A 22826-nucleotide genomic window follows, 5' to 3' on the forward strand; every position below is an offset into this window, starting at 1 on the left:
ACTATTTAAAGGGCGTCGATTAAATAAACAACTATGATATACACAACAATGATAAAAACGGGTGTTTAACATGAAAAAATCAAACGTATTTTTACCGTCTGCACGCATACTTGCTGCCATTATTGCGACATTCTATGCTTCGGCATCTCTTGCTGACTGGAGCGCCAACATTTCCGCAGTATCAGACTATACATTCAATGGCGTTAGTCAGACACAAAATGACCCAGCTCTTCAGGGAGGTGTTGACAAAGCCTTCGAAAATGGCACGTACGCTGGAACGTGGGCTTCCAACGTAGATTTCGGCGGTGATACTAATCTTGAATGGGACTTCTACGTAGGTCGTTATCAAATGCTAACCGATGCGGTAAGTATCGACTACGGTATCGCCTATTACTCTTATCACGGCGGCGACGATTCAAGTAACGGGAATTACCCGGAAGTGTACACCAAATTCGGTTATGCTAGTGACTACGGTAGCTCAGAACTGAACTTCTGGTACACGTGGGATTACTTTGGAACAGGCGCTAAACACGCCATCGCGATGGTTACTCATACCTTTGAACTCGCACCCAACCACAATTTACGTGCAAGCTTTGATGTATCAAACTCGTTAGATAGCGATAAGTGGCTATGGAATGGTGATGACACCTCTTTTTACCACTACCGTTTGGCTTACCAAACAAGCTACGAAGGGTTCGATTTCGAAATTGCAGCTGAAAACACCAATCTCGATTTTGATACCGCCGATGAACGCATCGTGTTTGGTGTATCGAAAACCTTTAGCTTCTAAACGTTGACTTGGAAAGTGGTTCTTCAGAACAAGAACCACTTTCCTTAGCTAGTACTATGCGTGCTCGCATTACGCTGCATCAACTGTATTCGGTCAATTTAACTTAGCTATAAGTCGGTTAAAAAGTCCACGCAACAAAGCGGCTCAATTTACTCCCCTGCCCCATATCAACCACTTTACACTGCGCAGCACCGTAATAATCAATACTGGTTTTAATTGGTTTCAAATGGGCACTCTTCGACACCAAGCAGGTGAACCATTCTACATTGTCTTTCACAGAAACACTTTCTTGAACCATGCGCTGAATGAAGGCAAGTTCCCCCCCTTCGCACCAAAGTTCATTCGCTTGGCCCGCAAAATTCAAGTTTGCGTCCTTACCTTGGTAAGCGGCATTTTTACCTTGCAGCTTGGGTGTACGATCTCCTAAACCTTGATCTCGATTACCGGTGAACTTTGCACCACTTCGTTTCTGCTTATTGCGAGTTAAATTAGATGTTTTCCTTCGCGTGCCAGACAGGGCATCTTGGGCAGACTTATGAAACGGCGGGTTGCACATAGTAAAAGTGAACCGTTCGTTCTCTTCAATGACACCTTTAAAAATGTGCGCACTATTGGTTTGTTTACGCACTTGGAATTTATCGGCTAACAGACTATTTTTACTCGCAATGACATTAGCGTTCTTTACAGCAGCTTCATCAACATCGCTACCCATAAACGACCAGTCGTAGGACGCAATACCAATAATAGGATAGATAGCATTAGCGCCCACGCCGATATCTAACCCACGTATATCTCGCCCACGCTCATTTTTTAAATTAGACCTTGCTGATTTTAATAAGTCAGCAATACCGTGGATATAATCTGCTCTTCCAGGTACAGGGGGGCATAAGTAGCCTTCAGGAATATCCCAATACTCAAGTCGATAATAGTGGCGAAGCAAGGCAGCATTAAGTATCTTCACCGCTTGTGGATTAGTGAAATCTATACTGATATTGCCACTTTTAGCTTTAACGAGAAAAGGCTTAAGCGCAGGGTATGACTGGCACAGCGCATCCATTGGATAGCCGTTTATATGGAGATTTTTAGGGTGCATGAAGCGCTACTTTTTGTGTGAAACTAAAAACTGAGACTGAACATTTTCATCAAGCAATTGGGCGCCACTTCCTTGGGCAGCTACTTTATCGTCGGTATTGTAAAGCCTACAGCGGTCTAATGACAAACACCCACAGCCAATACAGCCTTCTAACGACGTCTTCAAACTGGTCAGCGCCGCAATTTTTGCTTCGATATGCTGATTAAACACCGTACTTAATTTTGCCCAATCAGCTTGTGTTGGCGTTCTGTTGTCAGGAAGTGTAAACAAAAGATTCTTTATATCAGCAAGGGAATACCCCATATTTTGCGCAATCAAAATAAAGGAAACTCTGCGAATGACAGAACGAGGGAATGCTCTATTTCCGCCATTTGTGCGCACAGAAGGAATAAGCCCTTCGTTGGCATAATAGCGAATTAATGAAACAGCATTGCCAGTACGTTTAGCAATAAAGCCAATGCTTACCATAGGTTCTGGTGCCATAACGCCCCTTTTCCAATTTCGAAATAGCGGTAAAAAACGCTTGATCTAAAGTTAGCTTTAGATATTAAGCTGTTTTTCGTTGATTATCTACACAAGGAAAAACACATGACAACTGCATACTTAGAGCACACAAATATCACCGTTGAAAACCCAGATGAACTAGCCACCTTACTTTGTACACTATTTGGTTGGAAAGTACGTTGGAGCGGAGGCGCTAAAAACGATGGCTATACGGTGCACGTGGGAAACGATAAAGACTACCTAGCGCTGTACAGACCTAAAACTATTAATGAGATAGAGAGTGATTATAAAACCTTGGCCAACGTTAACCATGTCGGCATTGTAGTTCAAAATTTAGACGAAACAGAACAGCAGGTTTTAGCGCAAAATTTTAAAACCTACAGCCACGGTGATTACGAGCCAGGTAGACGCTTTTACTTTATGGCGCAGCAAAATATAGAAATTGAGGTAGTTTCTTACTGCTAATTTATAAAGCTTATCCCCCCCTCTGGGCCATTCAGAAAGGCATAATAAGATCATATTTTTGATACAGCTGCGCGAGCACATCTTGCTTGCGCAAAGCTTCTAATCGTTCATCAAATGCGGTTTTAAGTGCCAAACCATGTTCAGTGAGAGCGAAAGACCAATACAATTTAAAACTACCTAACTCAGAGATTTCATATTCAGCGCGGTCGTCACGCTCATTTAAAGCAAGTTGCACCAAACTATCTGCTCCAACATAGAAGTCGATTTTCTTCATTGCTAGCAGAGTTAATCCCTTATACGAATCTTCAACTTCCAGTCCCATCGTCGCCTTTTCTAAATAGGGATAGAACACCATATCTTCATAACCAGAACGATAAGCGCCGAGTTTATTATCAAGAGAGTCTCGCCTTAGGGCATCTTCTGCACGGCTTACCATAACTACGGTGTCAATAAGCACTGGGCGCTCAGAATGGTAAAGCCTTTCGGTCTTGTGCATAGCCCCTGTCATATCAATATTACCTTGCAACACGTTATTTACTGTACGCTTCCAAGGGTAATAGTGAATATCTATTGTGTACTCTGGTTCTGGAAAAATTTTATGCACTAGCTCGTTATAAAAGCCGCTTCCGTCGTAGTTTGTGTAGTCTTGCCAATAGTCAGTGCCCCATTTAATAGACGTTTGCGCAACCGAGTGAAAGCTCATAAACATAAAAAGTAGCAAACAAGAATAAAGAGAAGATTTCATCAAGATATCCATTCAGTTGATTTATATATACATAGCGTAGTTAAAGTGATAACGGTATAAAGAATAGCCAATAATTACCAAAACAACGGAATGCATATGAAAAAAATTATATTTCTTCTACTCACCCTTTTTGGTTTCAGTGTACAAGCCAGTTCTGTGCTTTCAATGAAAGAAAGAAGTGCCCTAATCGATAGCATTCTTGAACAACGCTTCAGTGATGTACTTCCCCACATTATGGAGCGGGAAGGCATCGACATGTGGGTGTTGATGTCACGGGAATACAACGAAGACCCGGTTTTAAAAACGATGCTGCCTTCTACTTGGGTTTCTGCAAGACGTCACACCATGTTAGTCATTTATAACCCAGGCAATGGTCAACCACTCGAACGTTTGGCCGTAGCAAGATACGCGGTAGGCTCGCTATTTAAAAAAGCGTGGGATAAGGAAGCACAACCTGATCAGTGGAAAGCCTTGAAACACATCATAGGAGCCCGTAACCCCGCGAAAATAGCCATAAATACGTCAAATGCATTTGCTCTTGCAGATGGCATGACTGCTACGGAACACGAAAAATTTATAGGCGTACTTTCTAATGAACTAAAAAGCCGAGTAGTGAGTGGTGAAAGGCTTGCTATAGGCTGGTTAGAAACGCGCAGTGACCTGGAAATGCAGTATTATCCCGTACTCACTCAAATAGGTCACTCGCTGATAGCGACAGCATTTTCAAATGAAGTCATCACACCTAACGTAACCACTACAGACGATGTTGTTTGGTGGCTTCGGGATCAAACTCGAGCCTTAGGGCTCACCAATTGGTTTCATCCTACGGTTTCCATCCAAAGACAAGACAATGAAGTGTTTGATCAAATCAGTGCTTTCAGCAAACGTCCCGGAGAGAACATCATACGACCGGGCGACCTGATACACGTTGATTTTGGCATTACCTACTTGCGACTTAACACGGATCAACAGCAGCATGCCTACGTATTAAAACCTGGAGAAAAAGACGCGCCAGCGTCACTTAAAAAAGCACTTGAAGCGGGTAATAAGCTGCAAGACATTTTGACCAGTAATTTTAAAGTAGGCAGAACGGGCAATACTATTTTGAGTATGTCGCGACAGCAGGCTATCGAACAAGGGATCACGCCCGCTATTTATACTCACCCGCTTGGTTTTCACGGGCACGCGGCAGGCCCAACAATAGGAATGTGGGATGCTCAAGAAGGCGTACCAATTAAAGGGGATTACCCGATGTTTGCACAAACGGCCTATTCTATAGAGCTCAATGCGGCCAGCTTTATTGAAGAGTGGAACAAAGAAATTAGAATTATGCTGGAAGAAGATGCATTTTTTGACGGTAAGTCAGTAACCTATTTAGATGGTAGGCAAGCTGAGTTTCATTTGATTCAGTCTGATGAAAATCAATAACTACAGGTGGATACATTACCCCTATTTTGAGGCCTTTACATAATGAAAAAACTGAACTGTGTGGCTAAAGGTTAGCCGATGAGGAAAGACTTACGTGAAATTAAATCGAGCGAAGCGTAAAGTGTCAGGCCTTTCACCCTTTCAAGCGAAAGGCCATGAAACTGTACTAAATATTAGCAGTAGGTTGCTATCCTAAAACGCAGTCTTATTCAGCAGCAGTGCGAACAACTACATTCTCTGCACTGTATTCACGAACAAAATCAGACATTGTTTTGTGGTTACAGATAATGTTTTCACCTTCCAAACCAAACTTGGCTAGCGCGGCTTCTTTACCTACTGAAAGCGCTTCTAAACACGCTTGTGATGCTACATCTTGGTTCTTAGCAACAAGTGCTACCGTTTTCGCGTTTTCAGTCGCCTTGTTGTTTTTGTACATGTAAGCAAAGGTGCGAAGTGATTCGCCGTTACAACGTACAGATGCACTGAACTCTTCTGCATTAAAACCTTTTGAACGGATAAGACGCAATGCAGGGCCAAAACCATCTTTAGCCGCAGTTAAACACGCTTGTGTTTCGATGTTGTCGTTAATTGGCTTTAGTACTACATCTTTTGCGAAAGATTGAGTAGCAGCAACAGATAGTGTTAGAGCAGTAGCGAAAGTAGACAGTTTCATTTTTGAATTCCTATTTTGTAACTAAATTAGATATCACTTAAGTGATGTGTACATTATGAACAACACTTTCGAAAAATAAAGCACTTTTCGTAATTAAATTACAGAAAAATGGAATTAAACATACAGATCACGTCAAAAATGAAAGTTATTTACAAAAAATAACATCATTTATATAAAAATTTACATATAAGTCTTTCTAGTTACAGGTGTAGGGTCGCAGACGCACAAAAAAGCGCGCATGAAATTGCTTTTCAGCGCGCTTGGTTTTGTAAATGACAATAAATAAAATCGAGTAGCAAAGTAATCTTTAAAGTTTAAATCTATAGGATGAGATCGTGCATCCAGTTAAGTGAAGGTAACTGCTGTTCTGGTTGGTAGAAAAGTCGGTTGAGTCTGCCCAGTAAATTAACAGAACGACTGGGGTCGTGCGCTTTCACCCTGTGCTCGCTTTCAGTAAGCATGAACTCCCATGGCTGAAGATTGAGGTTATCTACTTCTTGTTGCGTGACGCCCAGTGACTGCAGCGTTGACAAAATTCGCTCCGTTTTGCTTTCTGCAATTGGAATAATTTTTTTACCATAGAGAGCATCGAGTGGCTCATTGATGGCTTCTAACGTGTGATTTATTGCTGCCCAAACTTCATCGTGATCAAACGCCCAGCCTCGTGGAGCATAGTAACCCTCTATTTCCCATTCAAATTCAGCGTTGCTAACCGCAATAGAACTTTCGGCCTCTGGAGAATAGGCCAAATCTGGCTTAGCGCCGATATTATAAGCATCTACGCTCATGGCGATACAAATAATCAACTCGCCGCAGTGTTGCTTATTTGTATAAAGCGCTTCAAATGCCGCACGCTTAACGCCCATCCAACCATGCACTTTTGAAGGTTGTTCAACAAAGTGCCTGACATCATCGGGTAAGTCTTCGCCATACGCGTTTATGAGCAAAGGCAGCGGATTTTGATCTGGCGCTTCTTCTGGCATCCAGACTTCGTATTCTTGACGGTTATCAGCTTTTCCGCGACTTTTTATTCCATAGGACAAATTCACAGGACGACAAATGCTTCTGTCTTCGTCCACTTTATGAAAATACTCAGAGCGCATACGTTTGATAAACGGAGCATCTAGACCTGCTAACGCTGCTGTTGGATAGCGATAGCCTATTTCGCTATGTTCAACCATGTGCAACGTTGAAATGGCTTGTGTTAGCTTATTTTTAAGCCCTGCCAGTGCGTTCACTTTTGGAAGAACAATGCTTCTTTCAGGCTCTATAGTAAGCCTGCTTCCATCTTCGGTTACGAACTTTGGGGTTTTATGAAATTCAAAGTCTGAAAACCCTAATCTATCTACCGCAGCGTTTCTATATTGAGAAAGCTCACTGAAAAGCGCGGTATGATTACGAATATGTTTAAACAACGGTCTTGATGCGGTCATATTTACTTCCATTTCAGCTGCTTCCGTTTTAATTCAGCGTTTACTCACCTAACTTTGGTTTAAAAAGCGAAGCCATATCTGTGCGCCCATATCATCGTATTTTTTTACAAGGTTACGGTAACGCTCACGCATTGCTACATCTACAAATGGTGTTGGTAGCAAAGGGTCAAACACCAAGTGGTATAACGCTCTATCTCCTATCACATAAGATTCTTTGGTTGCTTCTTCAAGGGGTAAAGACGGTAATCGAGCAAGAGATTTCTCTATTGCACTACATCCGTTTTTGTATAGCGACGCTAAGTTTAAGTGGCGCCACAGCCCCATCGCCTTGCCTTGTGTCTTACTGTCAAAGTCTTTAGCGTTAAACACTAGCGTCTTACTCGATAGGCCAAGTGAATAGAGTTTGTCTCTTACTTCGCCTGCTCCGCCTGAAAAATTGTTGGGTCTAAGATAAATATCGTTTGCCAGCTTTCTCATGCCCATAAGCCTGAGTGCGCGTTCGTTAGTTCTTTGCTGCTTTTTATCACTTTTAGGAATAGTACTGGTTTGAGCGACAACCCAATCGTTTTGCCAAGGCACAAGCTCATTCTCATCTTCTCGCCACTGGTGTATTTCTTTAGCAAAACGAATGCCTTCGTCGCCTAGTTTGTAATAACCGCGTTCAACCAAGGTGATTAGCTGAGCAGACTGCAAGCGGGTTAGCGTTACTCGAATATTGTTTTCAGAAATACCAAACAATGCCCCCACGCGAACGGCTGCACTAGCATTCATTTGAATATTGTCACGGGAACCCAGCAGCTTTAGCAGTAGCTTTCGTGCGACGGGCTTTTTCTCTTTTTCTAGCAGCAAGTTCTATTTACTTCTTTGTTTAAGATAGGACCTAAATACTTAATCAAGCCTCAATTCAGTTGATTACATAAACCATTTGAGGCCAACCACGTAACTTCCATCATTATATAAACACACGCAAGGCACAAACATTACATTATTTGTTAATTAATGACTATTTATGTAATATTTGATGTAGAGACACAGTACAAAGATAGACTTTGTGTATTCACTAAGTGGAAATGTCATGACTTTATCAAATCGATTTGTAACGCACACTGTAGAAAACCAGCCCACCATTGCCGCCCCCTACAACGTATGGCGTGATGATGCGTTGCTGCGTGTATTTGTAAACCAGCATTTGCCACCATCCCACCAGCATGACGAAGGGTTACTAGATAAATATGGTCAACTTGCAGGTGATACACTTATGAACCATGGAGAACTCGCTAACAAAAATAAGCCCGTTCTTCATACATTTGATCGCTACGGCCGCCGTACAGACAATGTAGAGTTTCATCCTAGTTATCACGTACTTATGGATAGTGCGATGCAGCATAATGTACATAACTATTCGTGGAAGTATGAAGGTGTAGAAGGAGCCCACACTATACGCGCAGCACTAATGTATATGCACTATCAAGCTGAGTCTGGTACATCTTGCCCACTGACCATGACACACGCAGCGATCCCCGCCATGCGGTATGGAAACAACTTACCACCTTACTACCTAGATAAAGTTATCAACGGCGAGTACGACCCTCGTTCCCTACCAGCTAGCCAAAAACACGGGCTGACTATTGGTATGGGGATGACTGAAAAACAAGGAGGTTCAGATGTTAGGCGTAATACAACTAAAGCGACTAAGCAGGCTGATGGCAGTTACCACATTGTAGGGCATAAGTTCTTTTTCTCTGCCCCCATGTGCGATGCACATCTTATTCTTGCGCAAGCCGAAGGCGGACTAAGCTGCTTTTTACTACCAAGAATGCTTGAAAACGGTGAACTTAATAACGTGCGCATTCAGCGTTTGAAAGACAAGCTAGGCGACTGGAGCAATGCATCATCTGAAGTTGAATTCCAAGAAGCCACGGCATACTTGATTGGCGAAGAAGGCCGGGGCGTGCCAGTGATCATCGATATGGTGTCGCTTACCCGACTGGATTGCATGATTGGATCATCAGCACTTATGCGCCAATCACTGGTTCACGCATTACACCACGTAAGCCACCGCGATGCCTTCGGGAAAACCTTAGTCAATCAGCCACTAATGCAAAATGTGTTGGCAGATCTCACCATTGAGTGTGCTGCTGCTACCGCGCTTACTATGCGCGTTGCAAAGGCAGTAGATAGTGCAAAGAGTGATAGCCATGAAGCAGCACTGGCAAGGCTGGCCACCGCAATTGGAAAGTACTGGATTTGTAAGCGCACACCTATGTTTGTAAACGAAGCGCAAGAGTGTTTAGGTGGCATTGGTTACGTGGAAGAAAATCCTATGCCCCGTTATTACCGTCAAGCTCCGCTCAATTCTATTTGGGAAGGCAGTGGAAACGTTCAATGTTTGGATGTACTGCGCGCACTCGCCAAAGAGCCCAACGTGAAAGAGGCCTTGTTTGCCGAACTCAAAACTCAAGCAGGCCAAAACAAATACTACGATATTTACCTTAGTAAGTTATTTGACGAGCTATCAAATACGCAGAATATGGAATCGCGAAGCCGCTATTTAACCGAACAGATGGCGCTCGCGCTTCAAGCATGTGCGTTACTTGCTACGGCACTCGACAACAATGATGCCATTATCGATATTGCCCACACGTTCTGTGAATCGAGGCTTGGCAACGCGAGTGGCTTTGCTTTTGGTACATTACCCGACACCACACCATTTGAGAAAATTATTGCGCTTGGGCAGATTTCAACTAACTAGTCTATTTTAAGGGGTTACGCTAAAGGCTCTGTGAAATTGGGGGTATGAACCTAAAGCGGCAGCTATTTACTTTAAGATGCCTATGGGCTCGTAGGTCTTCTGTTTACGTAAAGCAAAAGGTCGAATTTTGATTAAGCGCAGTGTTTCGAGTGACGCTAAACTGCTCGTTTAACTAAGTGCTCCGGGCTATCAGAAAAACAAACACTCACTACTCAATTGGCAAACTTAGTCAATATTTGCCATGATTTGCGAATGGTGAACATTCGGAAATAGACAATGGCAACTTTAAATGTGTCACTTCCTGACGAAATGCGTAAGTGAATTGATGAACAAGTAAAAACTGGCAAATTTGCTAATGCTAGTGATTATATTCGCGATTTAGTACGTCGCAATCAGAGTGAGCGAGAGGCAATTAGCTTAGCTCTCATAGAAGGTGAATTGAGTGGGAAAAGTGAAAAGAATGTTTTGGATATTATTCAAGCTAAGAAATCTCAAGCCTTAAAATGAATAATTACACCCTCTCTAAAAAAGCAGAGGAAGATATCTCCGGGATTTACGATTATTCAGCCAATATACATGGCGTAACTCAAGCTGAAGCCTAACTTGTTGCCCTACACGAAGCTCTAGTTGTTCTGGCGGAAACCCCTAATGTAGGTACTTCAGCGGAGGACATTAGAAAGAATTACCTACAACTCCCAGCTCATAGGCATATGGTCTTCTATAAAAAAGTCTATGACGGCATTTTCGTCATTAGGGTGCTTCATCAACAAATGAAATACGCTATGCATCTTTCTGATTGAAACACACAGGAAGGTCCAAGTATTGTTACGAAAGTGCCAAGTCAAATAGAGAAACAAACTAATCATTAAATGTCTGCTTTTTGTCTATTGGTGCCCGCCAACGCTCGCCGCTAGGCAGATACACAAACCGGACGTCTAATCGCATTTCCCCTAAAAACACTGGCCGTGTTTTTTTGGGAGATGAGTATTACTATGAAGTCTCAGTAATAAGCTTTTAGATTGACATTCAGCCATGGCTATTTTTAAAGGAATAAAATTTTTGGGTAAGCTTTATAAAGTTATACATAGCAAAGAGAGTAAAACTGGTGTTGCCATTCAAATTTTTGGCGTAATTTGTTTTTTTGCTGCAATGGCGCTTCTTTTCACATCAACTAAATCAAACTCGCCTGCTCTATACTTATTTTTTGCGGGCTTTTTTTCGTTCTCAATTCTTCTATGGGTGATTGGCGCTTATCAGAAGCGGAAATTTTCTAAACTGGGTAAAACTCCGTTAACACTGACCCCGTCAGTCTGCACAATTGGCGAGGAATTTAAAGGCTCTATTGAAATTGTAAAGCCAAATTTTAATAGAGTTAAAGAGGTATCAATTACTCTCTGGCACCGCACAATGAGAGGGGACGACAGCCGAAAAGATATAGTTTGGGAATCAACCACAACAACAAAAATTAATTATGTAGGCGGTAAAACAATCTTAGAATTCAGTTTTGTTATCCCGCATGGTAAGCAGCCGACAAACAAAGCGTTTATTTCAGAAAACAAATATTTTTGGGAGGCTAGTTTCGAGTTCGTCGAATCAATGCAAAATATTAAAAGAACTTGGGAAATCCCAGTAAAACTAACACAGGCAAGTCAATAGGCTTAGAACATTGGGAGCTGAGCGCATGCCTAGATGGTGCATCTATCTTGAAGCTTGTTATTTAGGTAGTGAATCTCAATCGACTACCGTGAGGAATAAGCACATATTGACATGACATTCTTAGGTAAAGAAACCCGTATTGGCAGCGCACGTTCAGTAGCGCTAATTTTGATTTGGTCGATTTTACTTTGCAGATCCAAGGCTTTTCACACATTTTGAGTAGGTAATGGTTAAGTATAAAAAACTCTATACAGCGTGCTTGTTCCTTAATTTGTTTCTTTTACCATTATCTACATATGGGATGTTGGTAAGTATTACTTCTTACTTTTGGAACGAAACTAAAGGGGTAATTGTTTCGACTAATAGAGTTAAAGTAAGGGTTGGAAATGGTTACATTGAAGAAGCAATGATTGAGTTCACGTACAGCGTTGATAACGTTGAGTACGTTTCAGATATAGTTTCACTCGGACCGAGGATAAGGTTAAAAAACAGAACGTTTGCTTTGGATTACCTCAAACAATATTGGACTGGGAAAGAGGTACGCATTTTTTACCCAGTTTTTTTTCCGAGTTTTGGAACGTTAGAAAGAGGTATAAAGTTAAGCACATTTTTTTGCTTCTTTATTGCAATAGTATTGCTATTTTCTGGAAGAGCTTTTAAACGCAAAGTTACTACAGCAAATAAATTTACGTAGATTGAAAGTGATGTTGATTAATCTCACTTCTAGAGCGTTTTTTGGTCTGAGTTAACTATGCCTTGAACATAACGAAACTTGCCACTAGGGAAAGAGCTAGCAAACCTGATAGTCGCATGTGTGCCTTAAACAGCCGACCACCTTATGTTTCCGCATAAGCCAATATGCTCTTAACAACATAATCCTTACGCATACCAAACAACCTAAAAAGGATTAACAGAATACCCTTTTTGCGCCAAGCGCGCGTGGGCGGTCATGGCTGACAGGTCCATTTTAACACCTTCAATCAAGGCAATTTTTTCAACGCCATGGGCTGCAGCCGACTGGCCACACACTATCACTTCAACGCCTTGCTCCATCAGTGCAGAAAGTAACATTTCGTTACCATTAGGTTGGCCTTTGCGCTGTTTGAAGTTTGCCGTCTTAAGCATTTCTTCGGTAGCAGAGCCGTGCACCACAAGCGCGAGCGAGAGGTTTTCCTGTTTTACGCCGTTAGCTACGTGCATATTAATAAACCGCGCCAGCGACTCAAACTTGCGGTTAACCTCACCGGGGTTTGCCGCTTTGGCAACATCAAATGCAATCTTGAATGTCTGATTTTCAGGAAAGCTTACACTATCGACTGACGCATGCTTCCCAAAGTTGCTAAACACTGGGCCATATTCAAAATCTGATTTTGCTGTGGCATGCCCTGCGAAGAAGAGTAAAGCCGCCAAACCGAATGATGCCTTACCTGTTTCTTTAATCATGCTCATGTCCTGTTCCTTAACTATTACCCTAACTTTAACGCGCAGGTAGCGCTGTTTTATAAACTTCAAACGTTATATTGCTTACATCACTACCCGCATCTTGTATTTTGCTGTTCGTATAGTAAAGCGAACCGTTATAAATACTAAAGGTATCAGCCCAGTTCACAACATCACCTTTTACTAGGGTGCGAAGGTCGAGACTTGGCGTAAGGTACTGCACTTCTTGCTTTTCTAAGTCAGCTAAATAGACGTTGCCCTCGTGATAAATCATGCCATCTGGCGCACCGGTTGTTGCGACTTTGCGCACTTTTTTAGCCAATACCTCATTTGAGGCTTTCTTTATATCTGAGGTATTAATGGCATACAGTGAATAACCTGACAAAGCATGGAAATATAATGTGTCGTTCAACGTATCTAACGCGATGCCGTCTGATTGAACAGTCATATTGAAAGGCTTACCTTGAATACTTAAAGACTCTACCTCAGCTTTTGTCGTTTCATGATTATCTAAAATGCGATAGCTGGTATTGTCATCGAGGTTATACACCACTAAGCCCGCATGAGCCGAATCCGTCATGTATATGCGATTTGTGTCTTCGTCTACGCGTAAATCGTTAATGTAAGAATCAGAGTGATAAGCATCTTCACTGAGGATCAAGGTTCCTTCGATTTCATTTGAAGCTAAATCCACGACAAACAAACGAGGCGCATCCACTACCCCGTTGAATTTTGGGTTGCGGGTGTCCAACACATACAGTTTATCTTTGTGGGCAACCACTGACTGCACGGCCAAAAAGCAATCCTTTCTTACCTCGCTTTGCGCTACGCACTCGTTTGCTTCATTATTAGGATATGCAACAAACTCTCCGTTATCGGTAACCTGAGCCACAGAAAACCCTACGCCGTCTCGCCAATTGGGCGCGTTTACAAATACTCGCCCATCGTTACTTACCGTCACGCCAGTAATTTGTGTGCCTTTAATGTCGCCGACCAATTCAACTTGAGAATCATATGCTTCGTGTGCTGCTGCATTAATAGAAAAAACGGCCGCTATCGCAGTAGCTGTTAACGTGCGTTTAATATGCATACCCTTTACCTTCAAACCTTTTCTTAAGACATAGCCGCTCGCCTACCGTAAACTTCTACGCGTACGCTTTAGCATGCGTATTAGAAAGTAGGTAAGCAACTTTAGATAACTAAGCATACGGTTTAAACACCGTGGCAGAGCACAATTCGACGAAGAGTGACGACAATTCAGCGAATTATGCTCAGTGAGCAAAAGGCTGTGGCCTTTTGTTACCACATTTACTGTTAATTCAGATCTAAAACAGGGTATTGTGTCGTTAAAGTTAGCAATCGTTAAACATTTCTGCTGACAGAGCATCCTTTTAACAGCAGCAATTTAGAGGGAAATTATTATGGGAAGTAGCACTTCAACAGAATGTCATAAAAGTTTTTGGCAACAGAAGTATGGTATTAAGTCAGCCTTGTTGTCGTTTTTAAGTTTAGCGTTAGTTGTTGGGTGCGCTAGCAAACCTCAAGTAAGCGTAGATGACACGCAAAACTTTGCTGACATTAAAACCTTTTACATTCAATCGCCGTTGAATCCTATTAATGAAACTCTTGCTAACCATTTGTCTTCAACCATAACCGAGCGCCTGGTTACAAAAGGTTTAACGCCAACAACAGAGAACGAGGCCGATGTGTCAGTAGGTTACCTTCCTTCCACCACAACTAAAGAAGATGGAACCACGTTAAATTTAGGGTTGGGTACAGGCACCTTTGGGCGCTCTGGTGGCATTTCTCTCGGAAGTATATTCAGCATACCTGTGGGCGAGCAAACCTCTTTCCAACAAGGTCTTCAAATAGATATCGTGAAAGATGGGAAGTTTATCTATAGCGCTTCAGGTAGTGTTGAACTTGAATCGAAAGACAGCATTAGTATTCAAAACAAGCTTGATGAACTAGTAACAAGCTTACTTGAACAATATCCAGCAAGAATTAATAAGGACTAGCGAAACACATTTATCAAGCTTGAGAACCATGCTGTTCTTTTAAAAAATGCTGACAACACAATAACGTTGTAGCAAAAAGCGCCATAAAGGCGCTTTTTACTGATTAAACGTGGTATGAATTAGCTGTGCTGACGCTGCTTTTTGCCGCGTTTCTTTTTCATATTATCGAACTTTTCAAGTTGCTCATCGGTTAAAATATCCGCTACTTTCATGCGAAGCTCGGCACGTTTAAGAAAACGCGCTTTTACTTTTTCCGCTTTTTGCTCTGCAATCGCATTTACCTTTTCTTGATAGTTCGCGTCGTCTGGGTTTAGGCCCGCTAGTGCATTCATTTTTCTGCGCTTACCTTCTTCACCCATTTCAGCTCTTTTAGCCTGACGCTCAGCTTTAAGCTTCTCTTTCAATGCCTCAAACTGCACTATTTGCTCGTCAGTTAGATCAAGTACTCTTTCCATTTTATGCAAAGGTAAGAAATCTCCACCTCTACGTTCATCTGAATTCTTACCGCCTGCGTAAGCAGTGGTTGCGATACATGCACTTAATAAAACACCGGTAATTAATTTTTTCATCTTAATCTTCCTACTTGTTTTGCCATGTTTATGCATGACGTTAAAAAATAATGTTGTTTCATCAACGGAATTAAGTATGCGTGAATCAATCGATAAGTAGGGTTAAGCTAGTGTAAAGTTCGGTAAAGTTGAAAAACACTGTAGTTAATAGGGGTAATATTCGGGGCATGGAAAATGAAAAAATAAACGTTTTACTCGTCGACGATGACAAAGACTTGTGCGCCTTACTTAAAGAATTTCTAGAAGGGGATGGCTTTCGTGTAGATGCTATTCACAGCGGCGATGAAGCAATAAAAACACTACTCAACACCGATCAGTACGACACCGTAGTGCTGGATATTATGATGCCCGGTATGTCGGGCCTTGATGTGTTGAAATCAGTAAGGGCCGAAAAGCAAACCCCTATTCTTATGCTGACAGGTCGTGGCGATGACATAGACCGAATTGTAGGCCTTGAGCTGGGTGCTGATGATTACTTACCTAAGCCTTGTAACCCAAGAGAACTTGGCGCCCGTATCCGCGCTATCATTCGAAGAACACAATACCTGAAGGCCACGCCCTCAGCTTCGTCAAGTGAATTGCATGGAATACACCTAGATCTAGGTGCACGGCAAGCAACCGTTAATGGCAAAGCTCTTACGCTAACTGGCGCTGAATTCAATGCACTCAGCTATCTCATGGAGCGTGTAGGACAAACTATATCGAAGCAAGAAATGACGCAGGAAGTATTAAAACGTCCATTAGAAGCTTATGACAGAGCGATGGATGTCCACGTAAGCCGAATTCGTCAAAAGCTGTCAGCAGTCGGTGTTTCGAACGTCATTCAATCTGTTCGCGGCGTGGGCTATCAAATGCTTACTGCTCCTCAGGAATCGGAATAGAAGACAAAGGCAATGGCCAGTAACGTTAAATGGGCAGATATAAAAACTAACTTGGGATTCAAGCGCTTATTCTGGCGAATTTTTGTCGCTTTTTGGGTAGCTAGCCTTGTGGTAATGGCGGCTACCAGTTACGTGTTAGTTAACGACTATACTGCAAGTAGCTACAACAAGCGTTTTCTTGATGATGCGACGAATCAGGCTGAAAGGATTGTATGGCGATACGAACACGAAGCGTTCACAAACGGTAGAGCTAAAAGTGAGATTAGAGAATGGGCTAAAAGACGAAATGGGCGAGAAAACGAGCTAATCCCCATGCTTATTTCAACGCCTGATAATGAAGTCGTTTATCACTATCGACTGAACAAAGTGCCTGAAGAGCACAGGATCACGCGTGAAATATACGGGCCATCAAACAACCGCTATGTCGCTCAATTTAGGCAACCGCAAACGCCACGAATTTACAAACAGGTGCTTAATCGCTTTCAGACTATACAATTTGTCTTTATATTTTTAGCCTCAGCTCTGGTGAGTGCTCTGCTTAGTTGGAGCATCGTTAAACCCATAAAATATCTAGGGGCTTTTAGCCGAAAATACGCCAACGACCAAACTGCGACACCAGTGCCCTCTCAACTTCTTACTCGTGGCGACGAGTTAAGCGACCTCGCAGCCGATATTAACTTTATGGTTAGCAAAACTGCTGATGCGATAGGTGCCCAACAAAGGTTATTACATGATGTCTCTCATGAGTTGCGCGCCCCTCTAGCTCGGCTTCAAGCATCTGCCGCAATCATCGGACAGCATCAACCTGAAAACAAACACGTACTACAAATACACAATGACTGCCAACGAATGGACCAGCTCATTCAACAAATTTTAAACTTTTCGACACTGGAACAGACGCCCCAGAAAGCTGAGCCATGTGACATTATTGCGTTATGTAACCGTGTATTAGATGACATGGCAGTAAACTACCCGGGTATTCCTACCACATTAACCTTCGACCAATCACGTAAAGACAACACGATTATTAACGCCTTTCCCGAAGCTCTACATCAAGCGTTAGACAATATAGTGGGTAACGCTTGCAAATACTCAAATAAAGGCCAGCCTGTTGCTATAGACGTTGCATCTAGTACTAATAGCGTTGTTATTGTTGTTAAGGATAACGGTATTGGCGTAGACAACGCTGAGATTGAAAAGTTAATGCAGCCTTTTTACCGAGCAGGAAATCAGATGCACACCGAAGGCTTTGGTCTAGGCTTAACCATTGCGCTAAAAGCAGTGGAAAAGCACGCTGGAACACTTGCAATGCAAAGCCCTGAAGAAGGTGGTCTTCGTGTTGAAATTACGTTGCCTAAAAACGCATCTACTTAATTGCGACACGCTTTTTTAGAGGGATGCAGCATATATAACGAGAGGCTAGTATTCCTGATTGGGTAAAGTATTTTCTTACTACAAACAATCACTAACGCGACAAACTTTTTGTCGTTATCGAAAATAGAGGAAGTTAATGCCAATTAGCGTTATGCTTTGCGCCATGAAGAAGTACAGATTAATGTAATGGCTGCGCATCCGTCGCTTTCCGTTCAGCAAAACCTCACCATCAGGTTATTGCGTGTATTAAGATATAACAAAGCCCGTATTGAGCGCGCGCTTACTCTTATGCCTGAACACCAAGGGCCTCTTTTTCACGTTCTTCCATTTCTTGTTCACGTTAATCACGAAACACTTCCAGGTTATGTGGCACCATTACCTTCAGGCGAAGTCGTGCCTTTTGGTATTAATAACTATTCTTTTAGGGCTGATATTCAAAAAGCCCTGCTAAAGTGCTTTCCGTCTGAAAGTCACTTGTTTTCTGATGTTAAGCAAATTTGGCCCAGGCAAAGGGTTATAGAGTCACTACTTTTAATGGGTAGTGTAGGCACTATCGCGCAAACTGATGACTCAGATTTTGATTTTTGGGTATGTATAGAAGGCAATCGCTTTTCAGATACAGAAATTTCCTTACTTCAACAAAAGTTAAGAGCTATTGAAAAATGGGCGGACAATACTTTTAAGATTGAAGTACATTTCTTTTTGTCTGAATTAGATAAAGTTAGGCAGAATGACTTCGGTATTGCTGACGGTGAAAGCGCCGGCTCAGCGCAAGCATTGTTTTTAAAAGCCGAGTTTTATAACACCAATATCGTAGTGGCAGGCAAAGCCCCCTTTTGGTGGCTTACCCCAGAAAGGACCAACGAAAAGCAATACCAAGCCATTTATAACAATCTCAAAAAAGGCGGCTCGCCAGATTTAGATTGGTTTATGGACTTAGGTAACTTAGAAAAGCTGGACGCCAGCGAACTGTTTGGCGCAGCTATTTGGCAGCTCGGAAAAGCCATGGATTCTCCGTTCAAATCCGTTTTAAAAATGGCAAAGCTGGAAGTTTACTTAGCCAACATTTCACATGGACAGCCGCTTTGTAACATACTTAAAAAACATGTTCATCGCGGCGCTGAAGCGCCGGGTCATGTGGCTGATATAGACCCTTACGCGTTAATGTTCGACGAACTCATTTCTCACTACAAAATAAATGGGCAGCCCGAAGACATAGAGGTCCTTCAGCAATGCTTGTATTTCAAATGTGCATGCCCATTAAGTCAGCCTCTTTTTGAGGGAGAAAAACCAAATTTTAAGCGTAGAGTCTTAGCTTCTTACGCTAGGCAATGGGGATGGAGCCGGAAACACATCCATCATCTCGATAATCAACAAGATTGGACGTTTAGCGAACGCGTACAACTTAGCCGCCGAGTGCACAGTTTCCTATTGAAGTGTTATAGACGTATCTCTAAAGAACTGAGCCACTACCCGCAAGTAATGGATGAAAAAGACATGACGGTGTTAGGTAGGCGCCTCAGTACTTATTACGCTAAAAAAGAGGATAAAATTGAGTTTCTGAGGCGTGCATTCGACGAGAGTCTGTATTGCGAGAAAATCACTATTGCCATGCGCCAGCTGAAAAACGGTACAGAGGTATGGTCGGCCTATGCAGGTGACTTATTAAGTAAATCAGGCATTATCGATGAAGCCCAGAAAATATCTCAAGCACCTAGTGCGATTGCGTTAATGGTATGGTTAGTTTCAAGTAAGATAATTGATACCCGTAGTAAAATCCATCTAGATTACAACTATGGCGAAGTAAGTGAATTAGACCTTCACGACCTTCTTAAGCATTTGTGCAAATATTTTCCGCCGGTTAAAGTCTCATCGCTCCCCCGTAACGATTTACTTGCGCCGGAGCGTATAACCGCATGTTTTGCGGTCGTGAATTTTCCTACCTTACGCCAAAAAGCCACGGTTGAAGATGTCGCTATCATCTACAAAACATCTTGGGGTGAGACATTTTTGAAATTCGGTGATGAAGTACTGGATACCTTGTGGTACGAGTTACAAGAGATCCCCCCTCGGCCAGCGTGCTATGTCATGGTACCAAGAGGAAATCAACAATCTCGTATTTTGGGCGAGTTCTTGGAATCGACCGACCTTAACTTCAATGTGCTTTATTAAAAGGACCGGCGCCGCTCTTACTGTTTCTTTCAAATGAGAAAACGTGAGCCAAACTTTCATTTTCACAATTTTAAATTGCGCTTTGGGTCGACGTTAATCGTTGAATACATTAACCCATTCCCTTCCTCATTTAAGATATAAAGAATCTTTTTGTATTAAAAACACACAGAAAATGCTTGCACTATAGAATTACAAGTGTAATCTAAATACATCGACTACAACTGTAATCAATAAAAGTAGGTTTCGTCCTTATGAGCAAAATGTCTGACAAACCCGAAATTTCGAACGCCGAATTTGAAGTACTAGACGTACTGTGGGACGACCACCCCGCTACATCAAGTGAAGTGGTTTCACGGTTAAATGATAAGAAAGACTGGCACGAAAAAACCGTAAAAACACTGTTGGGTCGCTTGGTAAAAAAGGAGGTATTAGGCTTTGAAAAGCAGCAGCGCCAGTACCTTTATTACCCACTGATTGCGCGCGAAGACTATACGAAAAAAGAAGCAGCGAGCTTCGTTAGTCGCCTGTTTAAAGGGAAAGTCGCGCCTATGGTCGCCGGGTTTGCAAATCAAAACACGCTATCTAAGCAAGATGTCAACGAGCTTAAAGCGCTTATAAAAGAGTGGGAAGAAAATAATGATTGATTGGATTATCGCTCAACAAGGCATTTTGTCGCTCGGTCTCATTTTACTCATTGTTTCCGAGCACTTTTTCACGTCTAGGTTAGGTGCCTCATTAATGTATAAGCTATGGGCGTTGATACCAGGCAGTCTGATAGTTAATAACCTTCCGCTGTCGATGGTTAGTATCCCGTCAAATAACTTTGCTCGCTATGTAGTGGGTGTTAAACCTACAGTGAATACCGTTGCATTCGAAACTTGGTTTACTCTTTGGGCCATAGGCGCAAGCATTATCACTGCCTATGTTTTAGTACATCATATTACAACATGGACATCGATAGGGAAGCGACGTGCTATCCACACCAATGCCTATTATTCAAGCAAAGCAGCCACCCCTATGTTATTTGGTTTCATCGCGCCCAAAGTGCTTATTCCCTTTTCGTTTAAAAGCACGTTTTCAAAACAGCAACAAGCGCTGGTATTGGAACATGAAAACGTTCATCGCAAACATTATGACCACCTGTGGAATACGCTAGCACTCACTATCGCCATTCTATTTTGGTTTAACCCACTAGTTTGGCTTGCGCTTAAGTCTTTCAGAATAAACCAAGAGCTGGCTTGTGATCATACTGTACTAAAAAACAAGACAGAGAAGGAAAAACTCACCTATGCAAAAGCACTCGTGCAGTGTGCCGAGCATTGTTCAAGCACTATAACTTTGTACCCAACCTTTGGAGAAAAGACGACTATGATCAAACGTTTAAATGCTATAAAACAACCTATGCGCAGCAATAAAGTACTGGCAGCGAGCGTACTTTCTGTTGCAGCTTTACTGACTATTAATACCGCATTGGCTAATGTGCCTCCGCCACCGCCAAAAGCTGAAGCTAACATGGATAAATCAAAAGTTAATGAAGCATCACCAGTTAAACGCATTCCACCCATCTACCCAGAAAAAGCAGAGCAAAATGAACTTGAAGGTTTTGTCGTTCTGTCTTTCGATATCACTGAAACAGGCGCAACGGATAATGTAAAAGTGGTTAAATCTCAGCCGGCGGGCGTGTTTGATAAAAGTGCTAAAGTGGCATTAAAACAGTGGGAATATAAACCACGCATTCAAGCTGGCAAAGGCGTCAGACAAACTGGGCTTCTCGTCCAATTAGACTATCAACTTGGCTCGCAACTCGATACAACGAATGCTGAAAAGAACGCTTCCCCAGATGTAGAGCGTATAATCATTCCGCCAGAGACAAAGTAAGCAAGGCCAAAAATCAGTCAGAATATTAAAAGGAGCACACCGCTCCTTTTAGTGTTTTGTCTAATTGACTTAATTTTTCGTTGATCCAAACTAGCCTAGATCTCACTATTGCGTACTACCTAGCTCCACTTCAATTGAGTAAAAGTGTAAAGCACCTTTACATTTCACATGAAGAAAACACCGCTTTTCTAAGGTAGAATGTAAGTAATCACATACCTTAATACTTCTAACTTATGGAAGGTTTAGATAATCGATAGCTAATAACTACGATTATTTGCAATCGCTCAACGCCATTAGGGCTTTTACTTTTTTGGCGTACAACAAGGAAACTTACTATGAACCGTTTCGCTTTAGCACCTGCTGTGCTTGCTCTTACAGTCTTTACAACAAACGCAAACGCCAATATCGACCAGCTTAAAGGCCTTTTAGGCGATAAGAAAGCTGACTCGACTGTTACTACTAGTAGCCTAACTGAAATGGCAACAAGTGCTGCGTCTGGTATCGACCTATCTAGCTTGATAGGTACAGTTTCTGACAATCTCAATGTATCTGAAACGCAGTCAGAAGGCGGCATTGCCTCTATTATGAACTATGTTCAAGGTAACCTATCTAGCGGTGACTACGCGCAGCTGGCAAACAGTATTCCTGGCATTGATGGCCTACTTGAAAATGTGCCTTCACTTAGCAGCAATACGGCAGCAAGTTCTAGCTCATCACTATCAGGCCTGCTCAATAAAGCCTCTGAATATAGCTCTACACTTAAATCTGTAAATGACTTGAAACAACAGTTTGAAGCGCTTGGCTTATCAACTGATATGATTGCCAGCTTTGCCACGCAAATTAGCTCATACTTAAATGTAAATGCCGACGAAGAAACACAAGCACTCTTCAAATCTGGCCTAGATAATTTGCTAGCGGCTCTGTAATCTATCGAAAGCGTATTGAGATGTGCTGC

23 protein-coding genes are annotated in these 22826 nt (G+C 42.2%); 14 read left to right on the forward strand and 9 right to left on the reverse strand.

The window, feature by feature from the left end; all coding sequences use genetic code 11:
- Positions 1–70 precede the first annotated feature (70 nt).
- Entirely contained in the window at positions 71–790 is a 720-nt protein-coding gene (locus ACXAER_RS04585; RefSeq protein WP_474827046.1) for a TorF family putative porin, read from the forward strand.
- Positions 791–908: 118 nt separating this feature from the next.
- Here ACXAER_RS04585 and rlmF read toward each other — a convergent pair whose 3' ends face one another.
- Together rlmF and soxR are read right to left on the reverse strand one after the other, a co-directional pair.
- Positions 909–1883, reverse strand: a complete 975-nt coding sequence (gene rlmF, locus ACXAER_RS04590) for a 23S rRNA (adenine(1618)-N(6))-methyltransferase RlmF (protein ID WP_474827048.1) — start codon at positions 1881–1883, stop codon at positions 909–911.
- 6 nt (positions 1884–1889) lie between these two features.
- Positions 1890–2366: a redox-sensitive transcriptional activator SoxR gene (gene soxR, locus ACXAER_RS04595; RefSeq protein WP_474827050.1), complete on the reverse strand. Its 477-nt coding sequence runs from the start codon at positions 2364–2366 to the stop codon at positions 1890–1892.
- A gap of 105 nt (positions 2367–2471) precedes the next feature.
- On the opposite strand from soxR, the gene ACXAER_RS04600 reads away from it, so the two are divergent.
- Positions 2472–2852, forward strand: coding sequence for a VOC family protein (locus tag ACXAER_RS04600; protein WP_474827052.1), 381 nt, complete (start codon positions 2472–2474; stop codon positions 2850–2852).
- Between the two features lie 31 nt (positions 2853–2883).
- Here the strand turns inward: ACXAER_RS04600 and ACXAER_RS04605 are convergent, their stop codons facing one another.
- Entirely contained in the window at positions 2884–3597 is a 714-nt protein-coding gene (locus ACXAER_RS04605) for a substrate-binding periplasmic protein (protein ID WP_474827054.1), read from the reverse strand.
- Between the two features lie 96 nt (positions 3598–3693).
- Here ACXAER_RS04605 and ACXAER_RS04610 point away from each other — a divergent pair, with 96 nt between their 5' ends.
- Positions 3694–5025, forward strand: a complete 1332-nt coding sequence (locus ACXAER_RS04610) for a M24 family metallopeptidase (protein WP_474827056.1) — start codon at positions 3694–3696, stop codon at positions 5023–5025.
- A gap of 205 nt (positions 5026–5230) precedes the next feature.
- Here ACXAER_RS04610 and ACXAER_RS04615 read toward each other — a convergent pair whose 3' ends face one another.
- The 3 genes from ACXAER_RS04615 to ACXAER_RS04625 form a co-directional block, all read right to left on the reverse strand.
- Positions 5231–5698 (reverse strand): DUF3718 domain-containing protein, encoded by a 468-nt coding sequence (locus ACXAER_RS04615; RefSeq protein ID WP_474827057.1) that lies wholly within the window; start codon positions 5696–5698, stop codon positions 5231–5233.
- 320 nt (positions 5699–6018) lie between these two features.
- Complete coding sequence (locus ACXAER_RS04620; protein ID WP_474827059.1) at positions 6019–7131, reverse strand: hypothetical protein; 1113 nt, start codon at positions 7129–7131, stop codon at positions 6019–6021.
- A gap of 48 nt (positions 7132–7179) precedes the next feature.
- On the reverse strand, positions 7180–7980 hold the full coding sequence (locus tag ACXAER_RS04625) for a PaaX family transcriptional regulator (RefSeq protein ID WP_474827061.1): 801 nt from the start codon (positions 7978–7980) through the stop codon (positions 7180–7182).
- A 226-nt stretch (positions 7981–8206) separates the two neighbouring features.
- Between ACXAER_RS04625 and ACXAER_RS04630 the strand changes: the two genes are divergently transcribed.
- The 4 genes from ACXAER_RS04630 (at position 8207) to ACXAER_RS04645 (ending at position 11539) form a co-directional block, all read left to right on the forward strand.
- Entirely contained in the window at positions 8207–9883 is a 1677-nt protein-coding gene (locus ACXAER_RS04630) for an acyl-CoA dehydrogenase family protein (RefSeq protein WP_474827063.1), read from the forward strand.
- Positions 9884–10204: 321 nt separating this feature from the next.
- Entirely contained in the window at positions 10205–10390 is a 186-nt protein-coding gene (locus ACXAER_RS04635) for a ribbon-helix-helix domain-containing protein (RefSeq protein WP_474830500.1), read from the forward strand.
- Between the two features lie 125 nt (positions 10391–10515).
- Positions 10516–10683 carry a type II toxin-antitoxin system RelE/ParE family toxin gene (locus tag ACXAER_RS04640; protein ID WP_474830502.1) on the forward strand — a complete coding sequence of 56 codons (168 nt, stop codon included), beginning with the start codon at positions 10516–10518 and terminating at the stop codon, positions 10681–10683.
- Positions 10684–10915: 232 nt separating this feature from the next.
- Entirely contained in the window at positions 10916–11539 is a 624-nt protein-coding gene (locus ACXAER_RS04645) for a hypothetical protein (protein WP_474827065.1), read from the forward strand.
- An 897-nt stretch (positions 11540–12436) separates the two neighbouring features.
- On the opposite strand, the gene ACXAER_RS04650 is transcribed toward ACXAER_RS04645, so the two are convergent.
- Both ACXAER_RS04650 and ACXAER_RS04655 read right to left on the reverse strand, forming a co-directional pair.
- A complete protein-coding gene (locus tag ACXAER_RS04650) occupies positions 12437–12988 on the reverse strand; it encodes a DsrE family protein (protein ID WP_474827066.1) in 552 nt (183 codons plus the stop codon).
- A 28-nt stretch (positions 12989–13016) separates the two neighbouring features.
- Positions 13017–14069 carry an L-dopachrome tautomerase-related protein gene (locus ACXAER_RS04655; protein ID WP_474827068.1) on the reverse strand — a complete coding sequence of 351 codons (1053 nt, stop codon included), beginning with the start codon at positions 14067–14069 and terminating at the stop codon, positions 13017–13019.
- Between the two features lie 331 nt (positions 14070–14400).
- Here ACXAER_RS04655 and ACXAER_RS04660 point away from each other — a divergent pair, with 331 nt between their 5' ends.
- Entirely contained in the window at positions 14401–14997 is a 597-nt protein-coding gene (locus tag ACXAER_RS04660) for a DUF4136 domain-containing protein (RefSeq protein WP_474827070.1), read from the forward strand.
- A 119-nt stretch (positions 14998–15116) separates the two neighbouring features.
- On the opposite strand, the gene ACXAER_RS04665 is transcribed toward ACXAER_RS04660, so the two are convergent.
- Positions 15117–15566, reverse strand: a complete 450-nt coding sequence (locus ACXAER_RS04665) for a Spy/CpxP family protein refolding chaperone (RefSeq protein WP_474827072.1) — start codon at positions 15564–15566, stop codon at positions 15117–15119.
- Between the two features lie 167 nt (positions 15567–15733).
- Here ACXAER_RS04665 and ACXAER_RS04670 point away from each other — a divergent pair, with 167 nt between their 5' ends.
- From ACXAER_RS04670 to ACXAER_RS04695, 6 genes are all read left to right on the forward strand, one after another.
- Positions 15734–16447 carry a response regulator gene (locus tag ACXAER_RS04670; protein WP_474827074.1) on the forward strand — a complete coding sequence of 238 codons (714 nt, stop codon included), beginning with the start codon at positions 15734–15736 and terminating at the stop codon, positions 16445–16447.
- A 12-nt stretch (positions 16448–16459) separates the two neighbouring features.
- Positions 16460–17821, forward strand: a complete 1362-nt coding sequence (locus tag ACXAER_RS04675) for a sensor histidine kinase (RefSeq protein ID WP_474827076.1) — start codon at positions 16460–16462, stop codon at positions 17819–17821.
- 186 nt (positions 17822–18007) lie between these two features.
- Positions 18008–19993, forward strand: coding sequence for a class I adenylate cyclase (locus tag ACXAER_RS04680; protein WP_474827078.1), 1986 nt, complete (start codon positions 18008–18010; stop codon positions 19991–19993).
- Positions 19994–20244: 251 nt separating this feature from the next.
- A complete protein-coding gene (locus ACXAER_RS04685) occupies positions 20245–20637 on the forward strand; it encodes a BlaI/MecI/CopY family transcriptional regulator (protein WP_474827079.1) in 393 nt (130 codons plus the stop codon).
- Positions 20630–21871, forward strand: coding sequence for a M56 family metallopeptidase (locus tag ACXAER_RS04690; protein ID WP_474827081.1), 1242 nt, complete (start codon positions 20630–20632; stop codon positions 21869–21871). Before ACXAER_RS04685 ends, ACXAER_RS04690 begins: the two co-directional genes overlap by 8 nt.
- Positions 21872–22206: 335 nt before the next feature.
- Entirely contained in the window at positions 22207–22797 is a 591-nt protein-coding gene (locus tag ACXAER_RS04695; protein WP_474827083.1) for a DUF2780 domain-containing protein, read from the forward strand.
- The last annotated feature ends 29 nt before the right edge of the window (positions 22798–22826 follow it).

Source organism: Alteromonas sp. AWJ4_199 (genome assembly GCF_056159165.1).

Bases quoted from the DNA above. Each gene is read 5' to 3' on its own strand.
- ACXAER_RS04690 (WP_474827081.1), top strand. From the start codon at position 20,630: ATGATTGATTGGATTATCGCTCAACAAGGCATTTTGTCGCTCGGTCTC.
- ACXAER_RS04660 (WP_474827070.1), top strand. From the start codon at position 14,401: ATGGGAAGTAGCACTTCAACAGAATGTCATAAAAGTTTTTGGCAACAG.
- ACXAER_RS04615 (WP_474827057.1), bottom strand. From the start codon at position 5,698: ATGAAACTGTCTACTTTCGCTACTGCTCTAACACTATCTGTTGCTGCT.
- ACXAER_RS04620 (WP_474827059.1), bottom strand. From the start codon at position 7,131: ATGACCGCATCAAGACCGTTGTTTAAACATATTCGTAATCATACCGCG.
- ACXAER_RS04585 (WP_474827046.1), top strand. From the start codon at position 71: ATGAAAAAATCAAACGTATTTTTACCGTCTGCACGCATACTTGCTGCC.
- ACXAER_RS04695 (WP_474827083.1), top strand. From the start codon at position 22,207: ATGAACCGTTTCGCTTTAGCACCTGCTGTGCTTGCTCTTACAGTCTTT.
- ACXAER_RS04680 (WP_474827078.1), top strand. From the start codon at position 18,008: ATGGCTGCGCATCCGTCGCTTTCCGTTCAGCAAAACCTCACCATCAGG.
- ACXAER_RS04665 (WP_474827072.1), bottom strand. From the start codon at position 15,566: ATGAAAAAATTAATTACCGGTGTTTTATTAAGTGCATGTATCGCAACC.
- ACXAER_RS04685 (WP_474827079.1), top strand. From the start codon at position 20,245: ATGAGCAAAATGTCTGACAAACCCGAAATTTCGAACGCCGAATTTGAA.
- ACXAER_RS04610 (WP_474827056.1), top strand. From the start codon at position 3,694: ATGAAAAAAATTATATTTCTTCTACTCACCCTTTTTGGTTTCAGTGTA.
- ACXAER_RS04655 (WP_474827068.1), bottom strand. From the start codon at position 14,069: ATGCATATTAAACGCACGTTAACAGCTACTGCGATAGCGGCCGTTTTT.
- ACXAER_RS04600 (WP_474827052.1), top strand. From the start codon at position 2,472: ATGACAACTGCATACTTAGAGCACACAAATATCACCGTTGAAAACCCA.
- ACXAER_RS04675 (WP_474827076.1), top strand. From the start codon at position 16,460: ATGGCCAGTAACGTTAAATGGGCAGATATAAAAACTAACTTGGGATTC.
- soxR (WP_474827050.1), bottom strand. From the start codon at position 2,366: ATGGCACCAGAACCTATGGTAAGCATTGGCTTTATTGCTAAACGTACT.
- ACXAER_RS04605 (WP_474827054.1), bottom strand. From the start codon at position 3,597: ATGAAATCTTCTCTTTATTCTTGTTTGCTACTTTTTATGTTTATGAGC.
- ACXAER_RS04645 (WP_474827065.1), top strand. From the start codon at position 10,916: ATGGCTATTTTTAAAGGAATAAAATTTTTGGGTAAGCTTTATAAAGTT.
- ACXAER_RS04630 (WP_474827063.1), top strand. From the start codon at position 8,207: ATGACTTTATCAAATCGATTTGTAACGCACACTGTAGAAAACCAGCCC.
- rlmF (WP_474827048.1), bottom strand. From the start codon at position 1,883: ATGCACCCTAAAAATCTCCATATAAACGGCTATCCAATGGATGCGCTG.
- ACXAER_RS04670 (WP_474827074.1), top strand. From the start codon at position 15,734: ATGGAAAATGAAAAAATAAACGTTTTACTCGTCGACGATGACAAAGAC.
- ACXAER_RS04650 (WP_474827066.1), bottom strand. From the start codon at position 12,988: ATGAGCATGATTAAAGAAACAGGTAAGGCATCATTCGGTTTGGCGGCT.